General features: G+C 68.9%; 17 protein-coding genes and 7 pseudogenes. 16 read left to right on the top strand and 8 right to left on the bottom strand.

What is annotated here, in order from left to right; translation table 11 throughout:
- Window positions 1–228 precede the first annotated feature (228 nt).
- Window positions 229–846 carry a hypothetical protein gene (locus IEZ19_RS44080; RefSeq protein WP_229841550.1) on the top strand — a complete coding sequence of 206 codons (618 nt, stop codon included), beginning with the start codon at window positions 229–231 and terminating at the stop codon, window positions 844–846.
- Here the strand turns inward: IEZ19_RS44080 and IEZ19_RS44075 are convergent.
- Window positions 809–3418: a carboxypeptidase regulatory-like domain-containing protein gene (locus IEZ19_RS44075; protein ID WP_229841549.1), complete on the bottom strand. Its 2610-nt coding sequence runs from the start codon at window positions 3416–3418 to the stop codon at window positions 809–811. The two genes, IEZ19_RS44080 and IEZ19_RS44075, sit on opposite strands and share 38 nt — an antisense overlap.
- 260 nt (window positions 3419–3678) lie before the next feature.
- Between IEZ19_RS44075 and IEZ19_RS44070 the strand changes: the two are divergent.
- Window positions 3679–4038: pseudogene (locus IEZ19_RS44070) on the top strand (SDR family NAD(P)-dependent oxidoreductase); the annotation flags it as partial.
- Window positions 4039–4127: 89 nt separating this feature from the next.
- On the opposite strand, the gene IEZ19_RS44065 reads toward IEZ19_RS44070, so the two are convergent.
- The gene (locus IEZ19_RS44065; RefSeq protein WP_189317019.1) at window positions 4128–5027 is read right to left on the bottom strand and encodes a LysR family transcriptional regulator; all 900 of its coding nucleotides are present in this window, start codon (window positions 5025–5027) and stop codon (window positions 4128–4130) included.
- Between the two features lie 157 nt (window positions 5028–5184).
- Between IEZ19_RS44065 and IEZ19_RS44060 the strand changes: the two genes are divergently transcribed.
- The 12 genes and pseudogenes from IEZ19_RS44060 (at window position 5185) to IEZ19_RS44005 (ending at window position 15552) form a co-directional block, all read left to right on the top strand.
- Entirely contained in the window at window positions 5185–6063 is an 879-nt protein-coding gene (locus tag IEZ19_RS44060; RefSeq protein WP_189317018.1) for an NAD-dependent epimerase/dehydratase family protein, read from the top strand.
- Between the two features lie 210 nt (window positions 6064–6273).
- Window positions 6274–7203, top strand: a complete 930-nt coding sequence (locus IEZ19_RS44055) for a DMT family transporter (RefSeq protein WP_229841548.1) — start codon at window positions 6274–6276, stop codon at window positions 7201–7203.
- A gap of 71 nt (window positions 7204–7274) precedes the next feature.
- On the top strand, window positions 7275–8645 hold the full coding sequence (locus tag IEZ19_RS44050) for an amidohydrolase family protein (RefSeq protein WP_189317016.1): 1371 nt from the start codon (window positions 7275–7277) through the stop codon (window positions 8643–8645).
- Window positions 8646–8814: 169 nt separating this feature from the next.
- Window positions 8815–9426, top strand: coding sequence for an SDR family oxidoreductase (locus tag IEZ19_RS44045; protein ID WP_189317015.1), 612 nt, complete (start codon window positions 8815–8817; stop codon window positions 9424–9426).
- The gene (locus tag IEZ19_RS44040; protein ID WP_189317014.1) at window positions 9423–10442 is read left to right on the top strand and encodes an MsnO8 family LLM class oxidoreductase; all 1020 of its coding nucleotides are present in this window, start codon (window positions 9423–9425) and stop codon (window positions 10440–10442) included. The genes IEZ19_RS44045 and IEZ19_RS44040 overlap by 4 nt, the downstream gene beginning before the upstream one ends.
- Window positions 10443–10489: 47 nt before the next feature.
- A complete protein-coding gene (locus IEZ19_RS44035; RefSeq protein WP_189317022.1) occupies window positions 10490–10693 on the top strand; it encodes a Rossmann-fold NAD(P)-binding domain-containing protein in 204 nt (67 codons plus the stop codon).
- Window positions 10605–10826 (top strand): annotated as a pseudogene (locus IEZ19_RS44030) (helix-turn-helix domain-containing protein); the annotation flags it as partial. The gene IEZ19_RS44035 and the pseudogene IEZ19_RS44030, both read left to right, overlap by 89 nt.
- A gap of 44 nt (window positions 10827–10870) precedes the next feature.
- A pseudogene (locus IEZ19_RS44025) lies at window positions 10871–11140 on the top strand (transposase); the annotation flags it as partial.
- A gap of 158 nt (window positions 11141–11298) precedes the next feature.
- Complete coding sequence (locus tag IEZ19_RS44020) at window positions 11299–12138, top strand: hypothetical protein (RefSeq protein ID WP_189317013.1); 840 nt, start codon at window positions 11299–11301, stop codon at window positions 12136–12138.
- A gap of 35 nt (window positions 12139–12173) precedes the next feature.
- Complete coding sequence (locus tag IEZ19_RS44015; protein WP_189317012.1) at window positions 12174–12845, top strand: response regulator transcription factor; 672 nt, start codon at window positions 12174–12176, stop codon at window positions 12843–12845.
- A complete protein-coding gene (locus IEZ19_RS44010; protein ID WP_189317011.1) occupies window positions 12842–14248 on the top strand; it encodes a sensor histidine kinase in 1407 nt (468 codons plus the stop codon). The genes IEZ19_RS44015 and IEZ19_RS44010 overlap by 4 nt, the downstream gene beginning before the upstream one ends.
- 254 nt (window positions 14249–14502) lie before the next feature.
- Window positions 14503–15552, top strand: a complete 1050-nt coding sequence (locus IEZ19_RS44005; protein ID WP_229841547.1) for an integrase core domain-containing protein — start codon at window positions 14503–14505, stop codon at window positions 15550–15552.
- Window positions 15553–15560: 8 nt separating this feature from the next.
- On the opposite strand, the pseudogene IEZ19_RS54325 reads toward IEZ19_RS44005, so the two are convergent.
- Window positions 15561–16101, bottom strand: a pseudogene (locus IEZ19_RS54325) (winged helix-turn-helix domain-containing protein); the annotation flags it as partial.
- A gap of 101 nt (window positions 16102–16202) precedes the next feature.
- Window positions 16203–17855 carry a serine/threonine protein kinase gene (locus IEZ19_RS43995; RefSeq protein WP_268248760.1) on the bottom strand — a complete coding sequence of 551 codons (1653 nt, stop codon included), beginning with the start codon at window positions 17853–17855 and terminating at the stop codon, window positions 16203–16205.
- 304 nt (window positions 17856–18159) lie between these two features.
- Here IEZ19_RS43995 and IEZ19_RS43990 point away from each other — a divergent pair.
- A pseudogene (locus tag IEZ19_RS43990) lies at window positions 18160–18652 on the top strand (transposase); the annotation flags it as partial.
- Between the two features lie 362 nt (window positions 18653–19014).
- A pseudogene (locus IEZ19_RS51880) lies at window positions 19015–20031 on the top strand (IS4 family transposase); the annotation flags it as partial.
- 98 nt (window positions 20032–20129) lie between these two features.
- On the opposite strand, the gene IEZ19_RS43985 reads toward IEZ19_RS51880, so the two are convergent.
- The 4 genes and pseudogenes from IEZ19_RS43985 to IEZ19_RS43970 form a co-directional block, all read right to left on the bottom strand.
- On the bottom strand, window positions 20130–21212 hold the full coding sequence (locus IEZ19_RS43985) for a TFIIB-type zinc ribbon-containing protein (RefSeq protein WP_189317009.1): 1083 nt from the start codon (window positions 21210–21212) through the stop codon (window positions 20130–20132).
- Window positions 21213–21260: 48 nt separating this feature from the next.
- Entirely contained in the window at window positions 21261–22400 is a 1140-nt protein-coding gene (locus tag IEZ19_RS43980; protein WP_229841546.1) for an SPFH domain-containing protein, read from the bottom strand.
- 655 nt (window positions 22401–23055) lie between these two features.
- A pseudogene (locus IEZ19_RS43975) lies at window positions 23056–23875 on the bottom strand (HARBI1 family protein).
- A 471-nt stretch (window positions 23876–24346) separates the two neighbouring features.
- Window positions 24347–24979 (bottom strand): cysteine hydrolase family protein, encoded by a 633-nt coding sequence (locus IEZ19_RS43970; RefSeq protein WP_189317007.1) that lies wholly within the window; start codon window positions 24977–24979, stop codon window positions 24347–24349.
- Window positions 24980–25388: the final 409 nt, after the last annotated feature.

Genomic DNA, 25388 nt, shown 5'->3' with positions numbered 1-25388 from the left:
AGGAGTCCATCCAGGTCGTCGACGTCGCCCAGCTCCTCCTCGACTCCGTCAAGACACCGGCCCGGGACCTCATCGAAGAAGTTTCTGCCGGCATGTAGCGAGCCTGGATCAGAGCTCCAGTCCCGCCGACCTTCCCTCCGCCCGCCCAGAGCTGCCACTCTGGGCCTGTCGAGGATGTCATCCATGCAGCTGAGGGGCTTGTTCGGTGCTGCGGCAGGATGAGCACTCGTGTTGCTTCGTCTCGCCTACCTGACCATCACCAACGCGTTCGCCGCGCTGCGGCTGCTACCGATGAGCGATCGCGACAAGGACGCAGAGATTCTCGCCGTGCGCCACCAGATCATGGTCCTTGAGCGGCAGCTCGATGCGGGCCGGGTGAAGTCCGCCGCGGAAGACCGGGCCTTCCTCGCCGCTCTACTGGTGCCACTGCCGCGCCAGGTTCTACGCCGGCTCCGGTTGCTGATCCAGCCCGACACCGTGCTGCGATGGCACCGCAACCTGATCAAGCAGCGCCACGCCCGAACCTGCCGACCGAAGAGGCCAGGCCGCCCGCCCACCGTTCGCTCGATCCGCATCCTGATCCTGCGCCTGGTCCGGGAGAACCCGTCGTGGGGCTACCGCAGGGTCCATGGCGAACTCGCCACGTGGTCGTGGGCGGCGGCATTGTTCTGCCGGCCGGCGAGGTGGGCGAGGCTGATCGTGAGACTGCGGAAGGAGGCCAGGGCGCGCTTCTCGCGCTGCGGGGCCCGGCCGGACCATCGGTGCCCGCGCCCGGCGCGGGCACCGATGTCGGTTCAGCAAAGTGCCGTCACGCGGCCGGTTCGAGGGCGACGTTCTCCCGGGTGACGCGGTCGGGGGCGAGCTCCGTCGTGCGGGTCAGGTCCCGGTAACCGGGGGCCGTGATCCGCAGGGTGTGCCGCCCCGCGCCTGCCGAGAACAAGCTGTAGAAGCCGTCCCCGACGACCGGGTCGTCCGGCGTGGCCGTGGTGACCGTGGTCCCCGCCGGGTCCGCGCCGTCGGTGACCGTGGCCCCCACCACTCCGGCGCCGGTCCCGGCGTCGCGGACCGTGCCGACGATCAGACCGCCGGGCGTCGGCGTGAGCGAGCGGCCCTGGACGTCGACGTCGTCGATCGCCCAGTAGTAGCCCCAGTTGGCCACGAAGTGGAAGCGCAGCCGTACGGACGAGTGTCCCGCGAACTGCCGGAGCGAGGCGCGCACGGTCAACTTCTGTTCGGAGTCGCTGGTCTTGGGACCCGACCAGACGTTCACCCACGTGGCGCCGTCGTCTGTGCTGGCGTCCACGGTCATGTGCTGCTGGTTGGGGTTGTAGATGTACGAGGTCTTGAAGGTGAGCTCCGCCGACTGCGCCGTGGACAGGTCGTACGCGGGACTGTACAACTCGGAGTCCTGGTGCGGGCCGATCGGGAAGCTGTCGCTCTCGACGACGGCGAAGGAGCCGCTGCCGCCGGTGGTGTTGCCGCGCTGGATCGGGTCGTCGAACTCCCAGCCGTTGTTCGTGTCGGCCGCGTTGGCCACGCTCCAGCCCTGCGGCGCGGCCGTGGTGGAGTCGAACGTCTCCTTGTGGTCGGTGAGGTCGAGCCGGTAGCCGACGGCGGTGGCCGCGTCGGGGTCGGCGGTCATCGCCACGTTCGCGGCGACGGGCGTGGTCTGGACGGTCACCTTACGGGCCAGGGGTTCGTAACCCGGCTGGGATGCGGTGACGTTCAGCGTGTAGTCGCTCCCCTCGGGCAGCCACATCTCGTACGCGCCGTTGACCGGGTTCGTCCACACCGGTGCCTCGGGGGAGCCGTTCACCGTGAGCTTCGCATACAGCGGCCAGCCGTGTCCCGAGCCGTCCGTGATGGTGCCGTGGACGCGCTCGCGGGGAATCGGGGACAGCGCGAAGTCGCGGGTCAGCGCCTGGCCGTCCGTGATGTCGAAGCTGACCGGCGTGCTCGTGGTGTAGCCGAAGGCCTTGACCGTGAGGTCCTTGACCGTGCCCGCCGGGAGGTCCAGGGTGTACGACCCGTTCATGTCGGTCGTGGCGACGTCCAGACCGGAGCCGACGGTCGCATGGGCCACGGGCTTGCCGGTGGCCGCGTCCTTCACCGTGCCGGTGAGGGTGCCGTGCGGTCCGCTGCGGAAGGCGGCCAGGCCCGCCGGGGTGCCCAGGCCGGTGGGGCCGTCGTAGCCGGGGCCCGCGGTGCACAGATAGGCGGCAGAGCAGGTTCCGTTCGAGCCGGTGGTGATGTCGTTGAGGCCGGCGCCGTTCGTCGCGTACGGATACGAGACCGGGGAGGTACCGGGGCGCGGGGGCCCGGCCAGCGCGTAGACGGAGGCGATCAGCGGGGACGAGGCGCTGGTGCCGCCGTAGCGCTGCCAGCCCACGCCCTTGGAGCCGAAGGTCTGATAGACAGCAACGTTGTCGGCCACCGCCGAGACGTCGGCGACGCTGCGTCCCGCACAGCCGGTGTCGTGCTGGAAGGCCGGCTTCGTCTGGTTCAGCGCGCAGCCCGAGCCCGGGCCGTAGTTGTCCCTGCTCCAGACGGTCTCGGACCAGCCGCGGGCGCTCGTCGGGTCGGGCGTCAGGTTGGTGCCGCCGACCGCGGTCACCGTCGGGAGGGTCGCGGGGAAGGAGACGCCGTACTTGTTGTCGCCGCTCGCCGCGACCACGGCGACGCCGGGGTGGTCGTACGGGGCGCCATAGGTGACCAGGTCGTCGGAGGAGTCCCCGATCCTGCCGTAGGAGTTGGAGACGTACTTGGCGCCCATGGCCACGGCGCGGTCCACGCCGGCCCCGAGGTTGTGCAGGTCGTCGTTGTCGGTCTCCACCAGGAGGATGTGGGCTGCCGGGGCGGCCGCGGAGACCATGTCCACGTCGAGGGCGATCTCTCCGGCCCAGCCGTCGCTGGAGAGCGGGTAGTTGGTGCCGCCGCGCTGGTCCACCTTCTTGAAGCAGCCGTTGGCGGTGGTGCAGGGCGGCAGTCCGTACTGGCTGCGGTAGACGGCCAGGTCCGCCTCGGTGTTGGGGTTGTCGTAGGCGTCGACGATCGCGATAGTCTGCCCGGCACCGCCGTCCGGGGGCAGGTTGTATGCGCTCTGGATGTCCTGCGGACCCAACCCCGCCGGGACCTCGGCCGCGTTCAGCCGGAGCGAGGTCGGCTCGTTCTTCGCGCGCATGGCGAAGCATGCCGCGTGCCCCTTCGCGGGGGTGCCGCAGACGGGGGCCAGGTCGGGGACGGCGTCCGAAGAGCCTTGCGGCGCGGCGGCGGTGGCCGGTGCGGATGTGAACGGGGCGGCGTGGGCGGCGGGTTGGACGCCCAGGAACGCCAGGGCCGTGACGCCGAGGATCGCGGCGCCGCGACGGAATGAGCGAAAGGCCGCGAACGAGCCTCTCGCGCGACGGGATATCGGCACAACTCACCAATCAGGACGGGGCCCGGGGCAGGGCCGAGCGAACGTGAATCCACGTGACATGCGGGTGACGATTCATTAGCCGACGGCGATCAAGGGCCCGTCAACACATGCCGGCTTCCCATATGCGCAGGATCACAGAAAACCGTTCCTATGGACTGAGCGTGAGTGAGTTCTGATGCCAGAACCCATACTCAGCTACGGCAGCTGTAGATAGCGGACGGTGTGCTGTCTGATCACGTGTGGTGCCGGCGTACGCGTGCCAACGGCGGATACAGGGCAGCGGGCACATCGTGACGATCACCACGACCTTGGTCGACCACCCGGTGGCGGAAGTCCCCTCCGTGCTGGCGTCCCTGACCAAGGGTGGCCTCAACGCGGCCACCAGGTCGCCGGCCATCGCGTACGCGGGCAAGGGGGCACGGGTGAACGCGGTGTCGCCTGGCATCATCAAGACGCCGCTGCATCCGGTAGACGCCCACGAGACGCTCGCCGAGCTGCACCCGGTCGGTCGCATGGGGGAGATCAGCGAGATCGTCGACGTCGTTCTCTACCTGGAGTCGGCCGCCTTCGTCACGGGCGAGATCCTGCACGTCGACGGCGGCCAGAGCGCGGGGCGCTGACCCTCGCCGGTCGGAGGTGCGCCATGCGGTGCACCGCCGACCGGCCGCTGTGCACCCCGCTGGCTCCCGCTCGGCCTTGTCACGTCAGGTCAGAACGCCCGGTCGCGTCGGATGTGGTGCGGGATCAGGTCGAGGAAAGCGTGCAGCGCCCGCGTGGGCGGGCGGCTCGCCGAGGCAACCACGGTGAGCGTCCAGGAGAGCTGGACGTCGGCGAGCGGTACGACTCTCACCGTGTCGCCGACCGGTTCGGCGAAGTCCGGGGGCAGGAGAGCGACACCGAGGCCATGAGCCACGTAGTCTGCGATCGTCGTGATGTCGGACACCTCGATCAGGACCCGGCGGGACAACTCCGCCCTCGCAAAGGCTTCGTCCGCGAGCTGACGCTGCCCGAAACCCATCGGCATGTCGACAAAGATCTCCCCCGCGATGTCCCGCAGCCCCACGGCCGTCCGGTCGGCCAGCGGGTGATCGGCCGGAACCAGCAACGCAATCTCGAACCTCTTGATGGGGCGTGCCCTGAGGTGCTCGTCCCGGATCTCGGCTCCCACAAAGGCCACGTCCACGTGGCTCTCCTTGATCCTCTCGATCAGACCCGCGGTCCCCCGCTGGGACGTTTCCGTACGCAGGCGCACCTCCGGGTGACGCCGATGGAAGTCGCCCGCCAGAGCGGGAACGTCGATCACGGTCAGTCCGCTGAGGACGCCCACGGTGAGACTGCCGCGCAGTCCCGTGGACAACGGCTCCACCGCGGCACGGGCTCGGTCGAGCGCCTCTATGGCGGTGCGCGCCTCGGGCAGGAACGCCGAACCGGCTTCCGTAAGCCTCACCGACCGTGTGGAACGAACGAGCAGCTCCACTCTCAGATCGCTCTCCAGCGCCTTGATGCCCGCGGAAAGCGTCGACTGCGTGACGTGCAGCCGCTGGGCCGCCCGCGTGAAGTTCAACTCCTCGGCGACAGTGACGAAGTACTCCAGTCTCCTCTGGTCCACCGCACTCCTATTGATCGACAGTTCCGATTGACTCTTCGGAAACATTCGTTGGACACGATAGCTGCGTGGAGTGAGCGTTGTCGTGCGGGCCACCGCCGGAATCTCCATCCGGCCGCCGGGCCCGGCTCACCGACCCACCTCACGGAAGAGGAAGACCATGCGTGTACTGCTCACAGGTGGCACCGGCTACATCGGAGCCTCGGTGCTCGACCGGCTCGTCTCCACGGGGCATCAGGTGACCGCCGTGGTCCGCTCCGCCGAGAAGGCCGACCTGGTCCGGGCCAAGGGTGCCGAGCCGACGTTCGCCGACCTGTCCGACGGTGAGACCCTGCAGGAACTCGCGGCGGCGACCGACGGCGTGATCCACGTCGCGTCGCCCGGCGACGAGACCAGCGCGACCGTCGACGAGATTGCGGTCACCAGCTTCCTCCGCGCGCTGCGGAACACGAACCGGCCGTTCGTGCACACCACCGGCGTCTGGCTGCACGGCAGCAGCTCGGCGATCAACGAGTCGACCGCCATGAACGCCCCTCGGCTGACCGCCTGGCGTGTACCGCTCGCGAAACTCGTGCGCGAGGCGACGGGTGTCCGTACGTCGGTGGTCGCGCCGGCAGTGGTCTACGGCCACGGCGGCGGCCTGGTGAACCTCGTCGCCGCCGGTCCGCAGACCGCGGGCAGCGCCCCCGCCCTCACCATGGTCGGCCCTGGCGACCAGCACTGGAGCACCGTGCACGTGGACGACCTGGCCGAGCTGTATGTGCTCGCGCTGGAGAAGGCCCCGGCCGGCTCGTACTTCCTCGGCGCCAGCGGCGTGAACCCGACCGTACGGGACATCACCGAGGCGGTGAGCCGCTCCATCGGCCTGTCCGGGAGGGTCGAGCCCGAGCCCGTCGTCCAGACGCTCGACCGGCTCGGCCTGCTCGGCGAGGCACTTCTGCTCGACCAGCAGGCGTCCGGCGACACCGCCCGGCGCGTGCTCGGCTGGTCTCCTCAGCGGCCGTCGATCCTCGACGACATCGCACGTACGAAGTTCTGAGCGTCCCTCCCCTCGCAGCAAAAGGCGTGCCCGACACACCCCCGGTGGCTGGGACAGCCGGCCTCTGCCCAGCCACTCCCTCTTTCTGAAGGAACCAACATGAGCACTCTCACTGCACCGCCGGGGTCAGGTCGACGTCATGCCGGACCCGGTCCGCGACCGTCGGGGCATTCCCGTCTTTCCGCCTCCCGTGGTGCTTCCCTGGCCGTCGTGGCTGCCATCGCCGCCGGCATGGTGGTGCCCGTACAAGCCAGGTTGAACGGGGAGCTGAGCCATCGCCTCGACGACGGTATCGCCGCGGCGGCGATCAGCTTCTCGGGCGGTCTGGTACTGCTGACCATCCTCGCGGTCTTCTCTCCCAAGCTGCGTGGCGCGCTGCGCACGCTCGGCAGCGCCGCCCGCGACGGCCGGCTCCCCCGCCGGTATCTGCTGGCCGGCGTGCTCGGCGGCACGTTCGCGCTGGCACAGTCAACCGCCGCCCTGGTCACCGGCATCGCCGTGTTCACCGTATCCGCCATCGCGGGCCAGACCCTCGGTGGCCTGATTGTGGACGCACGGGGCATCGGGGGCGGCTTGAGGCGACGTCCCGGTGCGGCTCGGCTCGCGGGAGCAGCCGTCATCCTGGCAGCCGCTGTCGTGTCCGCCCTGCCCCGCTTCGCCGATACCCCCGCGCCGGCCACCATCATCTTGCCGTCCCTCGCCGCCATAGCCGCCGGTTTCCTGCTCGGCGTGCAGCAGGCTCTGAACGGGGCGTCGACCGCGGCATCGGGCTCGCCGCTCGCCGCGACCTGGCTCAACTTCTGCGTCGGAGCGGTCTTCCTCATCGTCGCCTGGGGGGTGAAGACCCTCGTCCGTGGAACGTCGGGGCAGTCTCTGCCCACCAGCTGGTGGCTCTACCTCGGCGGCCTGTGCGGCGTAGTCTTCATCGGCGCCTCGGCGTTCCTCGTACGCCGCATCGGTGTCCTGCTGCTGAGCATGGCCTCGATCGCAGGGCAGTTGGCCAGTTCGATCGCGCTGGACTTCTTGGTCCCCACCGGCGGTCAGTCCCCCTCCGCCCTCACCTTCCTCGGCGCGTTGCTCACCTTCGCCGCCGTCTGGATCGCCTCCCGGCGCCCGCGTGGCACCACCGGGCGGCAGTGATCCTGCCCCAACCGCCCCCTCCTCACCGGACAAGCAACACAGTGCCGCTCGCGGCGCGAAAGGAACCACAGGTGTCCCACAACCACCCGCAGGACAAGGAGCGCATCCTGATCAAGGGCGCGTACTTGATGACTCAGGACGCCAAGCTCGGCAACTTCGTGGGTGACGTCCTCGTCGCCGACGGCAGGATCGTCACGGCCGGCCGGGACCTGACCGACGATCAGGCCCGGATCGTCGACGGCACGGGGAACGCCGTGCTGCCCGGCTTCATCGACACCCACCGGCACAACTGGCAGGGAGCGCTGCGCAATCTGGGTCCCGCCTGGACGTACCAGGAGTACCGCAGTCAGGTGCAGATCGGCCTCGGCCAGTACTTCGACCCGGAGGATGTCCACGTCGGGAATCTGGCGGCGGACCTGATGTCCCTCGACTCCGGCGTGACGACCGTACGCGACGAGTCCCACATCAGTAACAGCCCGGAGCACTCGGACGCGGCGATCGCGGCTCACTGGGAATCGGGCATCCGCGCCGTCTTCGACCATGGCTGGCCGTCGACGGAGGCCGAACAGTGGCAGTTCGGCAGCGCCCGTACGCACCCCGATGACATCCGTCGCATCCGTAACCAGGTGTTGTCCGACGACTCGGCGCGAGTCACGCTGAACGCGATGCTGCGGGGACCGGAGCTGTCCACCCCCGAGGTGTCCGAGCAGGACATCCGCCTCGCCCGGGAGCTGGGCCTGCGGATCAGCATGCACGTCGGGCTCGGTGAGTGGGGCGCGGAACAGCAGGCCATCCGGCAACTCGCCGAGACCGGACTTCTGGCCTCCGACATGACGTTCATCCACTGCTGCACGTCGACCGACGAGGAACTGAGGATGCTGGCCGCACACGGAGCCACCGCTTCCGTGGCCGGCGCCCTCGAGGTCTTCATGCCGGGACTGGGCCAGCCCGCGACCAACCGGCTGCTGGCCGCCGGTGTCCGTCCGAGCCTCAGCGTCGACACCGAGACCATCGTGAGCGGTGACATGTTCGGCGTCATGCGGGCGACACTCGCATACCAGCAACTGATCCTCGCCGGTGCCGCCGGGCCCATGGACCGTGTCCCCGACCTGCCGACCTTCGACGCCGCCGACCTGCTCTCCTTCGCAACCATCGAGGGCGCACGAGCCGCAGGAATCGACGACCGCACCGGCAGCCTGACCCTGGGCAAGGAGGCCGACCTGATCATGATCCGTCTCGACCACGCCAACCTCCTCCCCGCGACGGACGTGGCGGCCTCGATCGTCGCGGGAGGCCACGCCGGAAACGTCGACCTGGTCGTGGTGGCCGGCGAGGTCCTCAAGGAGAACGGCGCGCTGAAGGTAGGCGACCCCGTCTTCGAGGAAGCCGCGGCCTCCCGGGACCGACTGTTCCACGCCGCTGGTCTGCCGCTTCCCGCCTGAACCGACCGGTGGGTCGGCCACGCGTCCGGACGCGAACGCCAGCCGACCGACAGATGCAGCGCGACGGGGTCGCGCCGGAAGCTGCCCCGATACGCATCCGGCGTACCCCGTCGCCCCCGGCATCCGTGCCACGCATCAACGCAACAAGCCTGACAGGAGCGTAGGACTCATGCCCACAGTGGCCATCATCGGAGCCCATGGAAAGATCGGCCCGCGACTGGTACGCCTGCTGGCACAGCAAGGCGACAAGGCCGTCGGCATCGTCCGGCGTCCGGAGCAGGTCCGGGCCATCGAGCGACTGAGAGGCGCCGACGCCGTTGTCTTCTCGGCCGGTGCGGGAGCCAGGTCCGGGGCCGCCAGGAAACGCACAGTGGACTACGGAGGGTCCGTGCTGGCACAGGCCGCCGCCCCACTGGCCGGCGTACACCGTTTCATACAGGTATCGGGCATGGGCGTCGATGACCCCGTGAACCCCGACGCCGGGGACTGGGCGGCGTACGTCCGCGCCAAGAGCGACGCGGACCGTCGGCTGAGGGAAAGCGACCCGCACTGGACCGTCCTGCGGCCGGGAGCCTTGACGGATGGTGCGGACACGGGTCGCGTCCGGCCGGCGGAGCCCACGGGCTCCGGTTCGGTGTCCCGGGACGATGTCGCGCAACTGATCGTCGCCTGTCTCGACGACCCCGCCAGCGCCGGACACCAGTGGGAAGTACGCGCGGGCTCCACCCCCATCACCGAGGCCGTGACAGAGCAATCACACAGTCTGGGGAGCGCATCATGAAACTGTCCTTGGTCGAACTGGCCGCCACCGCGTCCGACCAGTCCCAGACGGAGGCTCTGGAAGCCGCGTTGGCGACCGCCCGGCACGCTGAGCAGATCGGACTCCACCGGATCTGGTTCGCCGAGCACCACACCACCTTCGGGGTCTCCTCGCACAGCCCGGAGATCCTCATTGCCGCGGCGAGCCGGGAGACGAGGCGGATACGGCTGGGCTCCGGTGCCGTCCTCCTCAATCACCACAGTCCACTCCGCGTCGCGGAGTCCTTCCACCAGCTTCAGGCGATGGCTCCGGACCGGATCGACCTGGGCTTGGGCCGCGCCACTGCCGGCCCCTTGATCGACCTCGCGCTGCAACGTGACCGCCGGTCGGAACCGGCCGACGACTTCGACTCGCAGGTCGCCGAGGTCCTCGCCTACTACCACGGCGGCTTCTTCGCCGACGACCATCCCTTCCTACAGATCCGGCTCCCGCCGACCCCCACGAACGCTCCGGATACATGGGTCCTGGGATCGTCCGGGAGCAGTGCCGGACTCGCTGCGGCGTTGGGTCTCGGCTACGCCTTCTCGGCCTTCATCAACCCACGGTCCGCCGCCACGGCACTGCGGTCGTACAGGAGAGGCTTCCGCCCCGCCTCCTATGGGCCGGATCAACCAGAGGCGATCCTGTCCGTCAACGTGGCCGTCGCTGACACGGATGCGGAGGCACGACGGCTGACCTGGCCGTTCCGCGCGTTCCGTCAGCAACTGGGGAGGGTGGGCTTCGCAGCCGCCGCTCCCCGTCTCTCCGAGGCCGAGCGCATGCTCACCGAGGCGCAGAAGGAAGAACCCACCGTCATCGTCGACGGTCGCTGGCCGCTGCAGCTCGCGGGTTCTCCGTCTACCGTCCGCGACGAGCTGGAGAAGATGATCTCCGCGAGCGGAGCCTCGGAGATCATGATTCACGACCTGCTCATCGAGCAGGACGCCCGCCTCCACTCGCACGCTCTGCTCGCCGAAGCCCTCGCCGTCGCTCTCTGACCATGAGCGGTGCGGCAACATCCCACGATCCAAGACAAGAAGGAACCATGCGCATCCTCATCATCGGCGGACACGGACGAGTTGCCCGCGTCATGGTGCCGCGTCTGATCGCCCGTGGCGACGAAGTGATAACCACCGTCCGCCACCAGGAACAGTTCGCCGATGTGGAACGGCTGGGAGCCCAGCCGTTCGGCCGACCTGGAAGAAGCATCGCCGATACGCCGGGGCCGGCCGTGGGCACTGCCCCTTGAGGACCGGGTGCTGCTGGTTGTGGCGTACTGGCGCACCAACTTGAGGACGCGTCAGCTTGTCCCGCTCTTCGGGGTCTCGAAGTCCGCGGCCGACCGCGTTATCGACCACCTCGGCCCCCTCCTCGCGCTTCGGTTGTCTTCTACACGGCAGAAACCAGCAGACTCTCCCGCCTCACCGGCGAGTTCGCACAGCTTCTGACCCCGGCGGGGGGCAACGACGCCAAACTCACCGACTGGATCACCACGGTTCGCGCCGCCGACCTGCGCCACCTGCACTCCTTCGCGAACGGCCTCGAACTCGACCGCGCCACCGTCGACGCCGGACTCACCCTCCCGTAGCACAACGGCCGCACCGAGGGCGTCAACACACGAACCAAGCGGATCATGAGGCAGATGCACGGCCGAGCCGGATTCCCCCTGCTCCGCCGCCGTGTCCTACTCCAGTGATCACTACACAGTGCTACCACCGATTGCGGGACAGAGACGATTACGGGACAGAGCCACTCACCGTACAGACCCGTTCTAGGGAAGTCCTAAGGTCCGGCTCGGGTGGCCTGAAGCGGCGGCTGGTGTGCTGACAGCAGCTACCAGAAAGGAGGCGCAGAATGCGCCACACATCCGCAGCGCTGGCCGCCGCGACAGCTCTCGTTCTCACCGTGGGAGCGGGCTCGGCCGTAGCGGCCGGCACGTCCGACGGCAAGGGGGCCGGCAGCACGGGCCACGGCAGGACCGTCGTCCAGTGCTCGCCGGACAAGCCGGACAGCAAGCTGGAGAACGCCCTCAGGAACGTCAAGATCGGGCTCGGCGCGAACGGCGGCAAGCTCACCGACCAGATCGTGGCGACCTTCGCCAAGAAGACGGGCATGCCCGTGGCCAAGGCGCGGGCGCTGCTGCAGAAGCTCTTCAAGGAGGCGCCGGGCGGTACGAAGCCGGGTGACCCGGGCAGCAAGGGGGACAAGGGCGGCGCCTCCGCCTTCAGCGCCGCCGACTTCGCCAAGATCCTCGGCGTGTCGACGGCGAAGGCCCAGGCCGCGCTGGACGCCCTGCAGAAGCTCGCCACCGGCCCGAAGGGACACATCGACGAGACCACCCCGGCGTATGCGGCGATCGCCGCCAGGCTCGGGGTGAGCCCGCAGCAGCTCACGGACGCGATCATCCAGCTCAAGAAGGTGACGGCCAAGCCGACCCCGGGGAAGCCGGGCGAGGACAAACCGGCGCAGGGCAAGGACAAGCCGGCTCCCGGGAAGGACCGGAAGACGGGGAAGGACGGCAGGTCCGGCAAGCACGGCAAGGGCAAGCCCGGCGAGTGCAAGCCGGTTCCCGGCAAGCCGGGTGAGCCCGCACCGGGCAAGCCGGGTGACGGGAAGCCCGCGTCGGGCACGCCCGCGCCCGGGAAGCCCGGGGACGGCAAACCGACCGTGGCGCCCGCGCTCGAGTCGAACTGACGTCGCGCCGACAAGCGGTAAGGCACCCTTGCGCCATGCGAGTGCTGGTGGTTGACGACGATGACGCGGTGCGCCGTTCGCTGGCGCACGCCCTGACCCGGGACGGGTACGAGGTCACGGTCGCGGCGGACGGTACCGCCGCGCTGGAGTCGCTGGCCGCCGGGCGGCAGGACGCGGTGGTGCTGGACATCCTCATGCCGGAACCGAACGGCCTTGAGGTGTGCCGCCGGGTGCGGGCCCGCGGGGACCGCACCCCCATCCTGATGCTCACCGCCCGCGACCTGGTCGCCGACCGGGTCGCGGGCCTCGACGCGGGCGCGGACGACTACCTGGCAAAGCCCTTCGCTCTGGAGGAGTTACGTGCCAGGATCCGCGCCCTGCTGCGGCGCAGCGGCGCCGACCAGGAGGTGCTGCGCTTCGCCGACCTGGAGCTGGACACCTCCGCCTGCCGGGCGTCCCGCAGCGGCCGCGTCCTGGACCTGACCAGAACGGAGTACGCGCTGCTTGAGCTCTTCCTGCGCAATCCGCGCCGGGTGCTGAGCCGTACGCTGATCTTCGAATCGGTCTGGGGCTACGACTTCGGGCCGTCGTCCAACGCCCTGTGGGTGTACGTGAGTTACCTGCGGGCCAAGCTGGAGGCGGGCGGCGAGCCGCGGCTCGTCCAGACCGTGCGCGGGCTCGGGTACGTGCTGCGGGAGGAGCCGTGAGCCTGCGTAACAGGCTGGCGTCCGCGGGCGTCGCGGCGGTGCTCGCTGCACTGCTGCTGGCCTCGGTGGTGCTGTATCCGGCGCTGAGCGTCAACCTGAACGAGCGCCGCGACGCTGAGTTGGTGTCGGCCGCGAACCAAGCGCCCGAGGTGGTAAAGGGGTTCAAGCAGAAGAGCGCGCTGGCGGAGCAGAACGGCGAGGGACCGGACGAGGTCGTCATCCCGACGAAGCCGGTCTCTGTCGGCTCCACGACGCTGCAGTTCGTCCAGCCGCCGGTCGCCGAGGGCCCGACGGACGGGTTCGTCGACGTCAGTGACGTGGACGTCCAGGTCGCCGAGGGAGCCCACCCCGCGTACTTCCACGACGCCGACTGGGGTGACGCGCACTACCGCATCTACACCACGCAGTTGACGGACAGCCGCGGTGCCCTGGTGCGCACCTATGTACCAACTGCGGTCGTGCACAGCACCCTGCGGCAGCTTGCGGTGCTGCTGGTCGGGATCACCGCGGGCGGCTGCCTGCTGGTCGCGGTGACGGGGCGGTTGGCGGCCGGGCGGGTGCTGCGGCCGGTGCGGCGGCTGACCGAGACCGTCGAACACGTCACGGCGACACAGGATCTGACGGCCCGTCTGCACGCCGACGGACGGGACGAAATAGCCCGCCTCACCCGGTCCTTCGCAGCGATGATGGCGGCGCTGGAGGAGTCGGTGGGCGCGCAGCGGCGGCTCGTCGCGGACGCCTCGCACGAACTGCGCACCCCGCTGACCAGCTTGACCACCAATCTGGAACTGCTCGGCGAGGGCCCGGGCCTGACCGATCCGCAGGCCCCCGCGCTGCTCGACGAGGCCCGCGCGCAGGCCGCGGAGCTGACCTCTCTCGTCAACGACCTGGTGGATCTGGGGCGTTACGGCGGTGTGCGGACGCACACCGAGGACACCCGGCTCGACCTGCTGGCCCGGCGGGCGCTGGACCGGGCGGCAGCGCGTTCGCCGCGGCTGCGGTTCGCCGCGGAACTGGCGCCGTGCATGGTGCACGCCGACCCGGACGCGGTGGAGCGGGCGATCGGCAACCTTGTGGACAACGCGGTGAAATGGAGTCCCGAAAACGGGCAGATCACCATATCCACGACAGCGGACGGCACGGTGTCGGTGTGCGACCAGGGGCCCGGAATCCCGGCGGCCGACCTGCCCTTCGTCTTCGACCGCTTCTACCGTTCACCGGCCGCGCGATCCCTGCCGGGTTCCGGGCTCGGACTTGCGATCGTCCGGCAGATCGCCGAGACGCACGGCGGCGGCGTGACCGCCGAACCGCTGCCGCAGGGCGTACGGCTGCGGCTGCGACTGCCACCGGTGAGCCTGGCGGCGGAGCAGCTGGACGGGCCGACAGCCCCGCAGGCGGGTTGACAGCGCGTACACGGGACGTACCTCAGCGTTCACGTATCGCGGCCGACGCTCTCGCCAGGACGCTTGCGCGCGGTCAGCGCCTTGGCGCCGGCCGCGACGGTCGCCCCGCCGATCGGCAGGCTGCCCGTAGCGCTCCAAAACTCCTTCACTGGTGATGACCTGGGCGTTGTCGGTGATCGGGCATGATCTGTCATCGTGCTTGTGCGGATGGTCTACCTGCTCGCCACGCGGATCTTCGCCTGGCTCGCTCTGTTGTGCCGGTCTACCGCGGCGAAGAACGCCGAGATCTCATCCTGCGGCACGAGGTAACGGTGCTCCGCAGACAGGTCACCGCGCCGAAGCCTCAGTGGCCGGATCGGGCGCTGCTGGCCGCCCTCGCCCGGCACCTGCCTCAGCAACTGCGCGGCCACCGCATCGTCTCGCCACGCACCTTGCTCGCCTGGCATCGGCGTCTGGTCAAGCAGAAGTGGACCCAGCCACGCCCACCAGGACGCCCTCCAATATCCGACGAGCTCCGCGACCTGATCGTCCGGATCGGTACCGACAACCCTCGCTGGGGGTTTAGGCGCGTACACGGTGAAGTACGCCGACTGGGGTACAAGGTCAGCGCAGCCACCGTCCGCCGCATTCTGCGGGCCGCCGGCTTCCGCCCCACACGACAGCGACAGATGATGCGACGTGAGTGGACCACGTTCCTCAAAGCCCAGGCCGACGGTCTTCTCGCCACTGACTTCTTTCACATCGACACCATCGGACTGCGGCGACTGTACGCCCTGTTCGTCATGGAGGTCCGCACTCGCACCGCGCACATCCTCGGTGTCACCCCCCATCCCACAGCGGCCTGGGCCACGCAACAGGCCCGACAACTGCTGTGGCAGCTCGGCGACCACACGGCCGGCTTCACCCACCTGGTCCGTGACCGCGATGCGAAGTTCACCGCCGCCTTCGACGCCGTGTTCGCCGGCGAAGGCATCACCGTCACGAAGAGCCCGCCGCGGAGCCCCAACTGCAACCCGCACGCGGAACGGTTCATACGCTCGGTCCGTGAGGAGTGCACCAACCGAGTGCTGATCTTCGACAGAGGCCACGCGGAGAAGATCCTCCAGGAGTACGCCCACCACTTCAACACCCATCGGCCCCATCAAGGCCGTAACCAGCTCGCGCCCCTCGACGACCCGAATGTCATCCCGCTGCCCACAGCTGGATCGAGCGTCGACAAGCCGTGGCCGGACTCATCAACGAGTACCACCGATCAACCTGACAGCCCAACGAAACCCCAGCTCACAGCCCTGAAGCCCTTTTGAAGCACTACGGGCCTCAGGCCCTGCCCTGCCTCATCCTCGAAGCAGATGTAGGCGCCCAGGTCCGCCGCGGTGGTTTTACCTGCGGCCACACCTCCTCCTTCCACACCTCTACGGCCTCCTCGTCCCGCTCCACGGCCCGGCGCAAAGGAACCTGGCACGACCAGCCGTGGCGCCGCATCAGCTTCCACACGCTCTATACCGTGTAGCCCACATGGAACAGCCGCCCGATCAGTAACCTCTTCAGCGTCCACCGCTGGTCGTCGGCGAACCCGTACGCCAGCGGGCCGCGCCGCAGCTCCGCTTCCAGGCGCGCGAACTGCCGCGCCGACAGGCGCTCCGGCGACACTGGCCCCTTGGAACGCAGGGATTGCGCCCCGCCCTCGCGCCACCGCTGACGCCACTGCCGCACCGTGCGCGGGGTGACCCCAACTCGGCCGCGACCGCACTGGCACTCTCGCCCCGCTCGAACAACTCAGCAGCTTTCAGCCGCAGTTGCTCACGCCATTCCTGCTCGGCGGGCATGTACCCGCCCCTCTGTGCGTACCGCATGAACCCGCCATACCGCAGGGATCATGAACCGTCACGCCCCTCGGTGTCTACGAGTTCAACCTGAGTACTGGCCGTGCGAGGACGCCAAACGAGCGCCGAAGTCAGCCCCAAACCGGCCTTTCCTTGTTCTCGGGTTCGTCCTCGAGGAATCCGCTCAGCATCCGGGCCACCCTGCACGCCTGACTCGTCGTCTGTTCGGTGATCTTGGTGTCATGAGTCGGATTCCAATTGCTCCATTCAACCGTGACCCGGAGGTTTGCCTGCCGGAAATCCACGCTGGTGAAGTTGTGCTTCCTGCCCTTGTCCCTTTCCTCATCCCTGACCGCCTGCATCGCCCCGTCAGGGACATCCTCGGTGCCAGAAACCTCGCTCGTTGTCATCGGGCCGTACTCGGAGCGACCGGGCGTGATCTTGGCCATCGCCTTGGCCGCGTCCTGTGAGGTATCCAACAGTTCTGCGCTGACCGTCAGGATGAAGTCGTACAGGTCGCCGTTTGCAGTGTCCGGCTCGGTCCAGCCGCAGTTGGCCTTCTTGCTGGTGTTGGCGGAGCTGGACAGGTCGTAGGCGCCCAGTTCCTTGTAGCCGTGCATGTCGTTGCTTCGCAGGTAGCCGCAGAGATCCGGCATCCTCAGGAATTTTTTGGCAACCACAGACGCTTGAGTGGCCTTCTCGTCCGGCGGAGCATGCTTATGGTCCAGGGCACCGGAGAAGTAGGCGATGCCGGCGGCTATCCCCGCGAGGCACAGCAGAACAGCTACCCCGATCTGGACCGCACGGGAGGCGGTTCCCCCCTGTGGCACTGGACGTGCGCCGCTGGGCGGACCGATGTTCGTGCCGTGCCCCTGGGGGGTGTCGGCCGACGGGAGTGGGGGGGCGGGGTCTGTGGCGACGGCGGTACGGGGCACGGTTGGCGGCGCGAGCGCTGCTAACGGGCCAACTAGTTCGGTGTCGACGAGCGCGAGATTTCGACGCAGGTTCATGAGGCGGCCGTGAACAGCGGCTGCGGTGCCGGGACGCCGTTCGGGGTCGCGCTGGAGCAGGTCCGCCAGCAGGTCCGCAACGGGCGCGGAAACTTCGGCACGCAAGTCGGTCACACGGCGGGCTTCCTCGTCGAGTTTGCGGCGGATCACCGACAGGGGGCTGCCGTCACCGAATGGCGGCTGGCCGGTGAGGAGTGCGAAGAGGACGCTGCCCAGGGCGTAGAGGTCGGACCGTGTGTCGCCGCGGTGATCGAGGAACTGTTCCGGCGCTCCGTACTGGGCAGTGCCGATGGGCGAGAGGAGGGTGGTGGGGGCGACGGTGAAGGTGTGCGTGTGGATGAAGCCTGCAATGCCGAAGTCGACGACCTTGACGGTGCCGTCGCGGGTGAGCACGACGTTGGAAGGCTTGATGTCGTAGTGGACGATGTTTGCCGCGTGCGCGGCGATCAGGGCCGCGCAGATCTCCTCGGCGATCTTCAGGGCACGGTCTACAGGCAGCGGACCGTGGACGTGCAGATACTTCGCGAGGCTGGTCCCCTCGATGTGCTCCATGGTGAGGAAGCGGATGTCCTCATGGGTGCCGCGGTCGTACAGGGCCGCGATGTGGGGATGGTTGATCTGGGCTGCGGCCACTGCCTCGCGTTCGAAGCGCTGGAGAAACTCGGGCGGGGCGTTGTCGTCGGGTTGCAGGAGCTTGATGGCAACCGTCCGGTGGAGCTCGCGGTCGCGGGCCGTCCAGACCTCCCCCATGCCTCCTCTACCGAGCCGTTCCACCAGCTCGTATCTGCCCGCGATCACAGTGCGCCGGTCCACTCAGTACCTCCAGAGTTCCGTCCGGTGCCAGGCTCCCGCATCATCAGTCACGCTGGGACAGGAGTGACAGTTCCCCCCACCCTGATACGAGCGCGCGCTGGCCCCGATACCGGTCCTCATCATGCTCTCGGCGACGGTGAATGATCACTGAGCTTCTTCGAGGTGGCCACCGATCAGGTGACGGTCCGCGGGGCGCAACGAGCGAGGCCCCCCGGGGTGCTGATCGAGATGTCTGACGTCTCAACCACGCTGCTCGGGGGCCTCGTTGGTCATCTATCCTGCCGCACTCGATCTGCCCCACCCACTCGTGGGGTCGGTCACCTATGCTCATCGTCACCCGTGAGGGCGACCGGCGCCGCAAGCTCCGCCCGTCTCAGCGCGCGATGGTGGCACTGGTGTACCTGCGCGAACACGTCACCCTGGCGAAGATCGCTACCGGGTTCGGGATCAGCGAGTCCACCGCCCACGCCTACGCCAGCGCGGTCATCCACCTGCTGACCGAACGGGCGCAGAGCCTGCTGAAGGTCCCGCGCGAGGCCGACCCCGACTTCGTCCTGCTGGACGGCACCCTCGCCGAGTGCGACCGGGTCGGCGACTCACGCGCGGACTACTCCCACAAGCACCGCCGGCAGGGAGTGAACGTGCAGGTGGTCACCGATCCCGGCGGAAGGCTGCTGCGGCTCTCACCCGCGCTGCCGGGCCGGGCCCACGACCTCACCGCCGCCCGCACCCAGAACGTCTTGGTGGTGCCGTCCAGGCCGTCCAGGAGAGCGGCACCCGCCGTGCCCTGCTCGATGGAGGACCGAAGGGCCGGGATGAGCCGGGCCCCAGCCGTGTCCAGCAGCGCGTCGACGACGTCCGTGTCCGCTGCCGTGCCAGCGGGGCCGGGCCAGCCCTTCCGTAGCCGGTCGGCGGACAGCCGCACTGGTCTGCTGCTGCCCTTCTTCGCGGTCCGCTCGGCCATGGACAACCCCCTGAGATCGGCTCGAAATGGGACGACGCTGAGCGCCATGAAGGATGCTGTCGCTTCCAGCTCGGGAGTTACACCAGTGACCGTACAGTCCCGGCAAGGCCGCAGCTCACAGGCTGTGAAGCCATTCTGAAGCGGTACGGGGTCCGGATGGGGCTGCTGACCAGGACGTTCACGCCGGAGCTGGTGCACCAGGCGGTCGAGGAGACCGGGGCGTGGGAGGAGCGCACAAAGGCGCTGCCGAGCACGCTGATGGTGTATTTCACTCTCGTGATGTGGCTGTTCACCGGGCAGGGCTACGGCGGGGGCCTGCACGAGCTGCTGGAGAACGTGCCGCGCCGCGCCGGGGAGAAGTGGACGCGACCGGCCTGGACCGGCTCGGTCGCCAAGGCGCATGCCCGGCTGGGGACAGCGCCGCTGCGCTGGCTGTTCGGCCAGGTTGCCGGGGCGCAGGGCACGCCGGCGACGCCGGGGGTGTTCTGGCGCGGGCTGCGGCTGCTGTCGCTGGACGGCACGCTGTTCGACGTGCCCGCCTCCGACGCCAACACCGCTTATTTCGGCAGCGGTTCGAACGGCGAGCAGCGAGCGGGCTATCCGCAGGCGCGGATGGTGGCGCTGGGCGAGTGCGGCACCCACGCCGTGGTCGGGGCGGCCTTCGGGCCGTTCGCCACCGGCGAGCGCACCCTCGCGCACCAGCTGCTGCACCACCTGAAGGCTGGCGTGATGCTGCTGGCCGACCGCGGTTTCCCGTCCTTCACGCTGTGGGAGAACTCCGCCGCCACCGGGGCTGAGCTGCTGTGGCGCGTGTCGGACTCCTTCCGCCTGCCGCTGGTCGAGGCCCTGCCCGACGGCACCTACCTGCCCCGCCTGCGCGAGCAGCGCACGAAGCGCACGATCGATGTTCGCGTCATCGAGTACACGATCACCCGGAGCGACGAACACGGCGAGACGACCTCGGAGTTGTTCTGCCTGATCACCACGCTCCTCGACCCGCAGGCCGCGCCCGCGGCCGAACTGGCGGAGCTGTACGCGAGACGGTGGACCAGCGAAACGATCTACCGCCACATCAAGATCGAGCAGCGCGGCGGGTGCACCACCACCCTCCGCTCCAACAGCCCCGCCATGGTCGAGCAGGAACTGTGGGCCATGCTCTGCGTCTACCAGGCCACCCGGCAACTGACCACCGACACCGCCCACGAACACCACCTCCCGCCCAACCACATCAGCTTCAAGAACGCCCGGAGCCCCGGCCAACGACGGCGTCCTCAGTTGCGCAGCATCACCACGAGCAGCACCACCAGGGCGATCAGCAGCGCCCCGCCCACCGACGTCAGGGTGATCTTCACCGCGCTGTACGGCCGCTCGCCGATGACCTCGCCGGTACAGGCGTTGACCATCACCGGCCACGCCTTGCCGGCGTGGAGGTAGGTCAGGAACCAGACGGGCAGCAGCACCAGCTTGTAGGTGAGGCCGCTGTACAGGGTGGACATTGAGTGCACCCGCTGCTCGTCGCCGCCGATGTCCCGCTTGCAGTCGGCGCGGATCACCGGCGCCATCCGCGCCTTCGCCGACTCCAGGCCGGCCTCCGGCTCGACGTCGTACCGGACGGTACGGAAGCCCGCCAGGTACTCCTCCTGGTAGGGAACCGTCTCCTCCAGCGGCCAGGGGGCCAGCTTGTCCAGTTCCTTCACCGGCACCTGGCCGCTGCCGGGCACCAGCACGTCGTCGAAGAACCGGCCGACCGTCCCGGACGTGTGGTGCCAGCGGGTGTGCCGCACCTGCCGGCTGCGGCCCTCGGAGTCCTCCTCCTCCACCCAGTAGTGCTCGCCGCGTTCGCCGGTGTACTGGGTGGTGGTCTGCGCGTCGTACGTCCAGTGCGGCAGGTAGCTGCCCCGGAAGGTCTCCGCCTCGGTGACGCTCTTCAGCTCGTTGGGCGCGAACCAGCGGGACCTGGTCCACTCCGCCAGCGCGTCACGGGCCTGCTCGCGGCCCACCCCGAAGGGCAGTACCGCCTCGGGTACCACGCGCTCGGTGCCGGAGGCGTCCGCGACCAGCGGGGTGGCGCAGAACTGGCACTTGTCGCTGAGCGTGTCGCTCTCGGTCACCGCGTGGCAGCCGGGGCAGGTGTACACCTTCACCCGGCCAGGCGGGGATGCCCGGCGGGGCAGCACGGCCAGCTCCCCGATCGGGTGCTCGGTCACCTGCCGCGGTATCGGCGTAATGTCCTGCTCGTGCTTGCAGTACGGGCAGCGCAGCGCGTACGTCCCGGGCGCGTACTCGCTGACCCCGCCGCACGCCTCGCACTGGAACGCCCGGTCGGGCGCCGGCGCGACGTCCTGATCCGTCAACTCACTTCTCCTTGTGACCTGTTGCCGGGATGTTCCGGGTGGCGGATCTCAGCCCTGCGGGGGCAGCGGCGGCGGGACGTCGGCGAGCAGCGGCGTCAGCTCCGGGACCTGGTCCGCGGGCTGCCAGGCGGCCTGCCCGCTGCGCCAGACCAGCGTGGTACGGGTCAGGTTGCCGGCCGCCGCCTGCCCGGCCAGCGCGCTCTCGTCGTACGGGCCCTGCTGCTGTCCGCCGACCGCTAGGAACCAGCGTGGCGCGGTGGGCAGCGGCGGCGGGACGTCGGCGGGGCTGGGGGCGGGAGCGGGCTGCGCCGGGGCCTGCGTCACCGGGACCGAGGAAGCCGCCGCACCGGACGTGCTCTGCACGATCCGCTGGCCCAGCGCCATGCCCACGCCCAGCCCGAGAGCTTCGCCGCCGGTGCCGGGGTTGGCGGCGGCAATCGGGATCGCGTCGGCCGCCTGGAGCTTGGCGTAGTCGTCCAGGTTGCCGGTGATCGTCATCCGGGAGCGGGTGTCGATCGCCGCCTCGATCTCCGGCGGGACGCTGATGTTCTCGATGTAGAACCGGGGGATGGCGATGCCGGTGGAGGACAGCTCCAGGGTCAGAGCCTTGGCCAGCTGCTGCCCGATGCCGTCCTGCCGGGCCGCGAGGTCCAGCAGCGGCACGCCGGACGAGCCCAGCGCGGAGCCCAGCTTGGAGACGATCAGCTGCCGCAGGTGCTCGCCGACCTCCTCGGTGCGGAACTGCGGGTCGGTGCCGACCAGTTCGCGCAGCAGCGCGGCGGCGTCCACCACCTTGGCGGCGAAGGTGCCGAAGGCACGGACCCGGACCATGCCGAAGTCGGCGTCCCGCAGGATCACCGGGTTCTGGGTGCCCCACTTGAAGTCGGTGAACTGCCGAGTGGTGACGAAGTAGACCTCGGCCTTGAACGGCGACTCGAAGCCGTGCTTCCAGCCCTTCAGTGTGGACAGGACCGGCATGTTCTGGGTCGTAAGGGTGTACGTGCCGGGCTGGTAGACGTCGGCCAGCCGGCCCTCGTTGACGAAGACGGCCACCTGCGACTCGCGCACCACGAGCCGGGCGCCCATCTTGATCTCATTGCCGTAGCGCGGAAAGCGCCACACGACGGTGTCCCGGCCGTCGTCGGTCCACTCGATGATATCGATGAACTCACCGCGGATGCGGTCCATCAGCCCCACGACAATCCCCCACTCCCCACGTTTCCGGAGACCGCCGCTCCCCGGCCGGTCCCGGGACGGTGACCGCGCGGCGATCAAGCGATCAGCCGACAGTATGCCCATTGCGATCCGCGCGACTGCGGCCGGGGGCGGGCCCCCATCCCACCGGCCCCTGCCGCCCGTCGGGCGCCCCTGGCCGGCCGCCCTGTGCGCCCCCGCCCGGCTCCGGACGCCGTGCCGCCCCCGTGCTCCTCACGCGCGGACGGGCGGCACGCCGGGGGCTGTCGCACCGGGACAGCCACACTGGACGAGTCCCCCCAAGTTGCTTGGGGACAAGGCAGTCTCTGGCCCACGGCGCCCAGAGTCTTTGTCCGCACGTGGGAATGGGCCAGCACAGCGTCCAGTCGTGGGCTCGCTGCGACACAGCTCCGACACAGTGTGTGTCTCCGTACCACAAGGGACTGGCTCCCGCACAGGTCAGGCGGGGTGCGAGGCTCGATCGGCGCAATCACTCCGGAGTCGTGTGCGCAGGTTCGAATCCTGCTGGGGGCACTCACCGAGGATCAGCAAGAATCAGGCGCTGACCAGGGCGAATGCCGATGTGAGAGAGCGGAAGTCAGTCGCACTGAGTCTTTCCCAGTAATGGATCACGACGTTGTGTGATCGTTCAGACGGTGCGGTCGTACTCGAGTTGGAGCAGGACAAGAGCTGCGGCGGCGATCTTCGTGATGCGGCTGGGGTCGAGGCTGACCCTGCGCAGGGCCTTGAAGGTGGTCTTGAGCAGGGAGTTGGCGCGCCCGCAGACCCCGTGGATGCCGCGGATGAACTTGTTGTAGGTCTGCTGGGCCTCGGTCAGTTCGCCACCGGCGGGCTTCTTGTGCGGGTGGCGGAAGCCGTCGCCGGCGTTCTAGCCGAGGTCGACGAGGGTCGGCATGTTCAGTTCGGCGGCGATCCGGTTGAGGGCGTCGATCAGGCCGTGGTGGCGGGCGCAGGTGGTGTCGTGCTCGCGGCCCGGGCGGACCGGTGAGACCCAGATCGGCCAGCCGTCCGGGGTGGAGATGACCTGCACATTTCCGCCATGGTGCTTGTGTTTTCCGGACCACCACAGGTCCGCGCCGTTTGGGCCGGGGGCGGCGACGCGGTCGGTGCGGACGACGGTGCCGTCGAGGTTCAGATGCGTCAGCCCGGCCGCCTTCGCGCGCTTCAGCGCGGTCGCGAGGTCCGGTGCCCCGGACGCCAGAACGGTCAGTCCTTCGTGGAGGTAACGGTATGCGGTGGAGGCCGACAGGCCGTTGTCGCGGGCGAGAAAGGCGGGTGCCGTCGGTGAACCAGCGCAGGACGAGCACCGCCTGGCGGAAGCAGCCCAGCGCACGCCTGCCCCTGCGGGTTCGGGCCGCGATGCGGTGATCGCGCAGCAACCGGGCCAGGTGCTCGGCGGTGGACCGCTTCACATCGAGCACCCCGGTGTATGTGACACTGGTCGACACGTGAGGCTCCTCGTTCAGAACAATCCGTCGCAAGATCGTCCCTATCAGGGGCCTTACGTCTGCCCGGACTTGAGGACCGCACGGGCGGCAGCGTACGCATCGCGATCACAGCGAGCGACGGGCGCTTACCGGGAAAGGCTCACTGACTCCCGCTCCTTCTCGTTGTCTCTCGGTGTTCGCGACACACCTCCGACGCACTCGTCAGCCGTATGGAGCGGCACCCGTCCGCGTCGTGCACCGCGGCGAGGATGTGGGTCGCTCAGATGAGCGCAGCGAAGCACTCGAAAGCTGCCCACGCTCAGGTGGCGGGGCAAGAGCTGGGGTCCGTCTTGGCCGAGGGTGTGATCGCCCAGTTCGTCCGTCCGGTGCGTGCCGCGGTCGTCCGGACGTTGGAAGGCTGCGCCTGCGCATCACGTCAGCGCCATTTAGCCTTTCGCCTCGCACGTGGCAGCGAGGAAATCGTCGTGAGGCTTACTCTTTGAGCGCCGCACCTACAGCGGCGAGGTACTCGTCGACGCTCAACGTGGCGTGGGAGATGGTCGGGTAGCGCTGGACCATCGCGTCGTAGGCGGCGCGCCCGCCGAGCGCCGCGGTGGCGTCGGTGAAGGTGGTCACGTGGTAGCCGTGTTCCATGCAGCTGCGCGAGGTCGACTCCACGCAGTGTGTGCCGATCATCCCGGCGATCGCGATGTACTCGACGTTGTGCTGGCGCAGCTGGACTCCAAGGTCGGTATCGGCGAGCACGTCGATGTTCTTGTGCGGGGCGATCACGACCTCGCTGTCGACGGGCGAGAGCTCGGGGTGGAAATCGGCGTTCCAGCTGCCCGCGGCGAATTCGCGGTTGCCGAACATCTCCTGATGGATGCCGGACAGGTGCTTCCAGGTGGTGTAGTCGTGCTCGGTATAGGCCATCGGCGCGAAGAACACCGGCAGCTTGTGCTGCCTGGCCCCGCCCAGCAGCCGCTTGAGGTTCTCGAACGTGCCGATCCTGTCGAACTCATCCTTGAACGACGGGTAGAGCTTTCCCTTCTCCGAGAACACCTCGTTGACCGTGTCGATCAACAGCAGGCCCATCCGGCCCGGTTCATACGACGGCATCGTCATAGCAGACTCCTTTCGGTCGGCTGCTCCTCCATTGATGCTAAGCACGCCGCCCGTCACCCGCCGACCGCTGGAAAGCCATGTGGCTGAACGGAAAGGAGCAGGAAATCGCAGTTCCCATGGACCGTCACGCCCTCGTCCAAGTGGAGCCGCACCGGGAGCCGGCGAGAGCCCGCTGCACTGCGCTGCCGGCAGCGACGGAGCCGACGTCACCCAGGACCTCATCGAGGGCTTCAAAGCGGGTGCCCGATCGGGTCAGAGTCGTTCGGGCTGCGGGTGCGTGCCACCTGAAGCGGTAAGCCCCGCTTGCCGAATAGCTACCGATAGTCGCTGACGAGCGCGGCGAACTCGTCTAGGGCGCGTATCGAGTCGTGATCAATCTGTCGGATTCGCACTCAGGGCTGGGTCTGGA

Source organism: Streptomyces brasiliensis, from assembly GCF_014647875.1.
Classification (GTDB): Bacteria; Actinomycetota; Actinomycetes; order Streptomycetales; family Streptomycetaceae; genus Streptomyces; species Streptomyces brasiliensis.
The sequence above is the reverse complement of the archived record's forward strand: the minus strand, read 5'-3'. Positions and strand labels throughout refer to the sequence as shown.

Bases quoted from the DNA above. Each gene is read 5' to 3' on its own strand.
- IEZ19_RS43980 (WP_229841546.1), bottom strand. From the start codon at position 22,400: ATGGACCGCATCCGCGGTGAGTTCATCGATATCATCGAGTGGACCGAC.
- IEZ19_RS44040 (WP_189317014.1), top strand. From the start codon at position 9,423: ATGAAACTGTCCTTGGTCGAACTGGCCGCCACCGCGTCCGACCAGTCC.
- IEZ19_RS44060 (WP_189317018.1), top strand. From the start codon at position 5,185: ATGCGTGTACTGCTCACAGGTGGCACCGGCTACATCGGAGCCTCGGTG.
- IEZ19_RS44015 (WP_189317012.1), top strand. From the start codon at position 12,174: ATGCGAGTGCTGGTGGTTGACGACGATGACGCGGTGCGCCGTTCGCTG.
- IEZ19_RS44020 (WP_189317013.1), top strand. From the start codon at position 11,299: ATGCGCCACACATCCGCAGCGCTGGCCGCCGCGACAGCTCTCGTTCTC.
- IEZ19_RS44035 (WP_189317022.1), top strand. From the start codon at position 10,490: ATGCGCATCCTCATCATCGGCGGACACGGACGAGTTGCCCGCGTCATG.
- IEZ19_RS44045 (WP_189317015.1), top strand. From the start codon at position 8,815: ATGCCCACAGTGGCCATCATCGGAGCCCATGGAAAGATCGGCCCGCGA.
- IEZ19_RS43970 (WP_189317007.1), bottom strand. From the start codon at position 24,979: ATGACGATGCCGTCGTATGAACCGGGCCGGATGGGCCTGCTGTTGATC.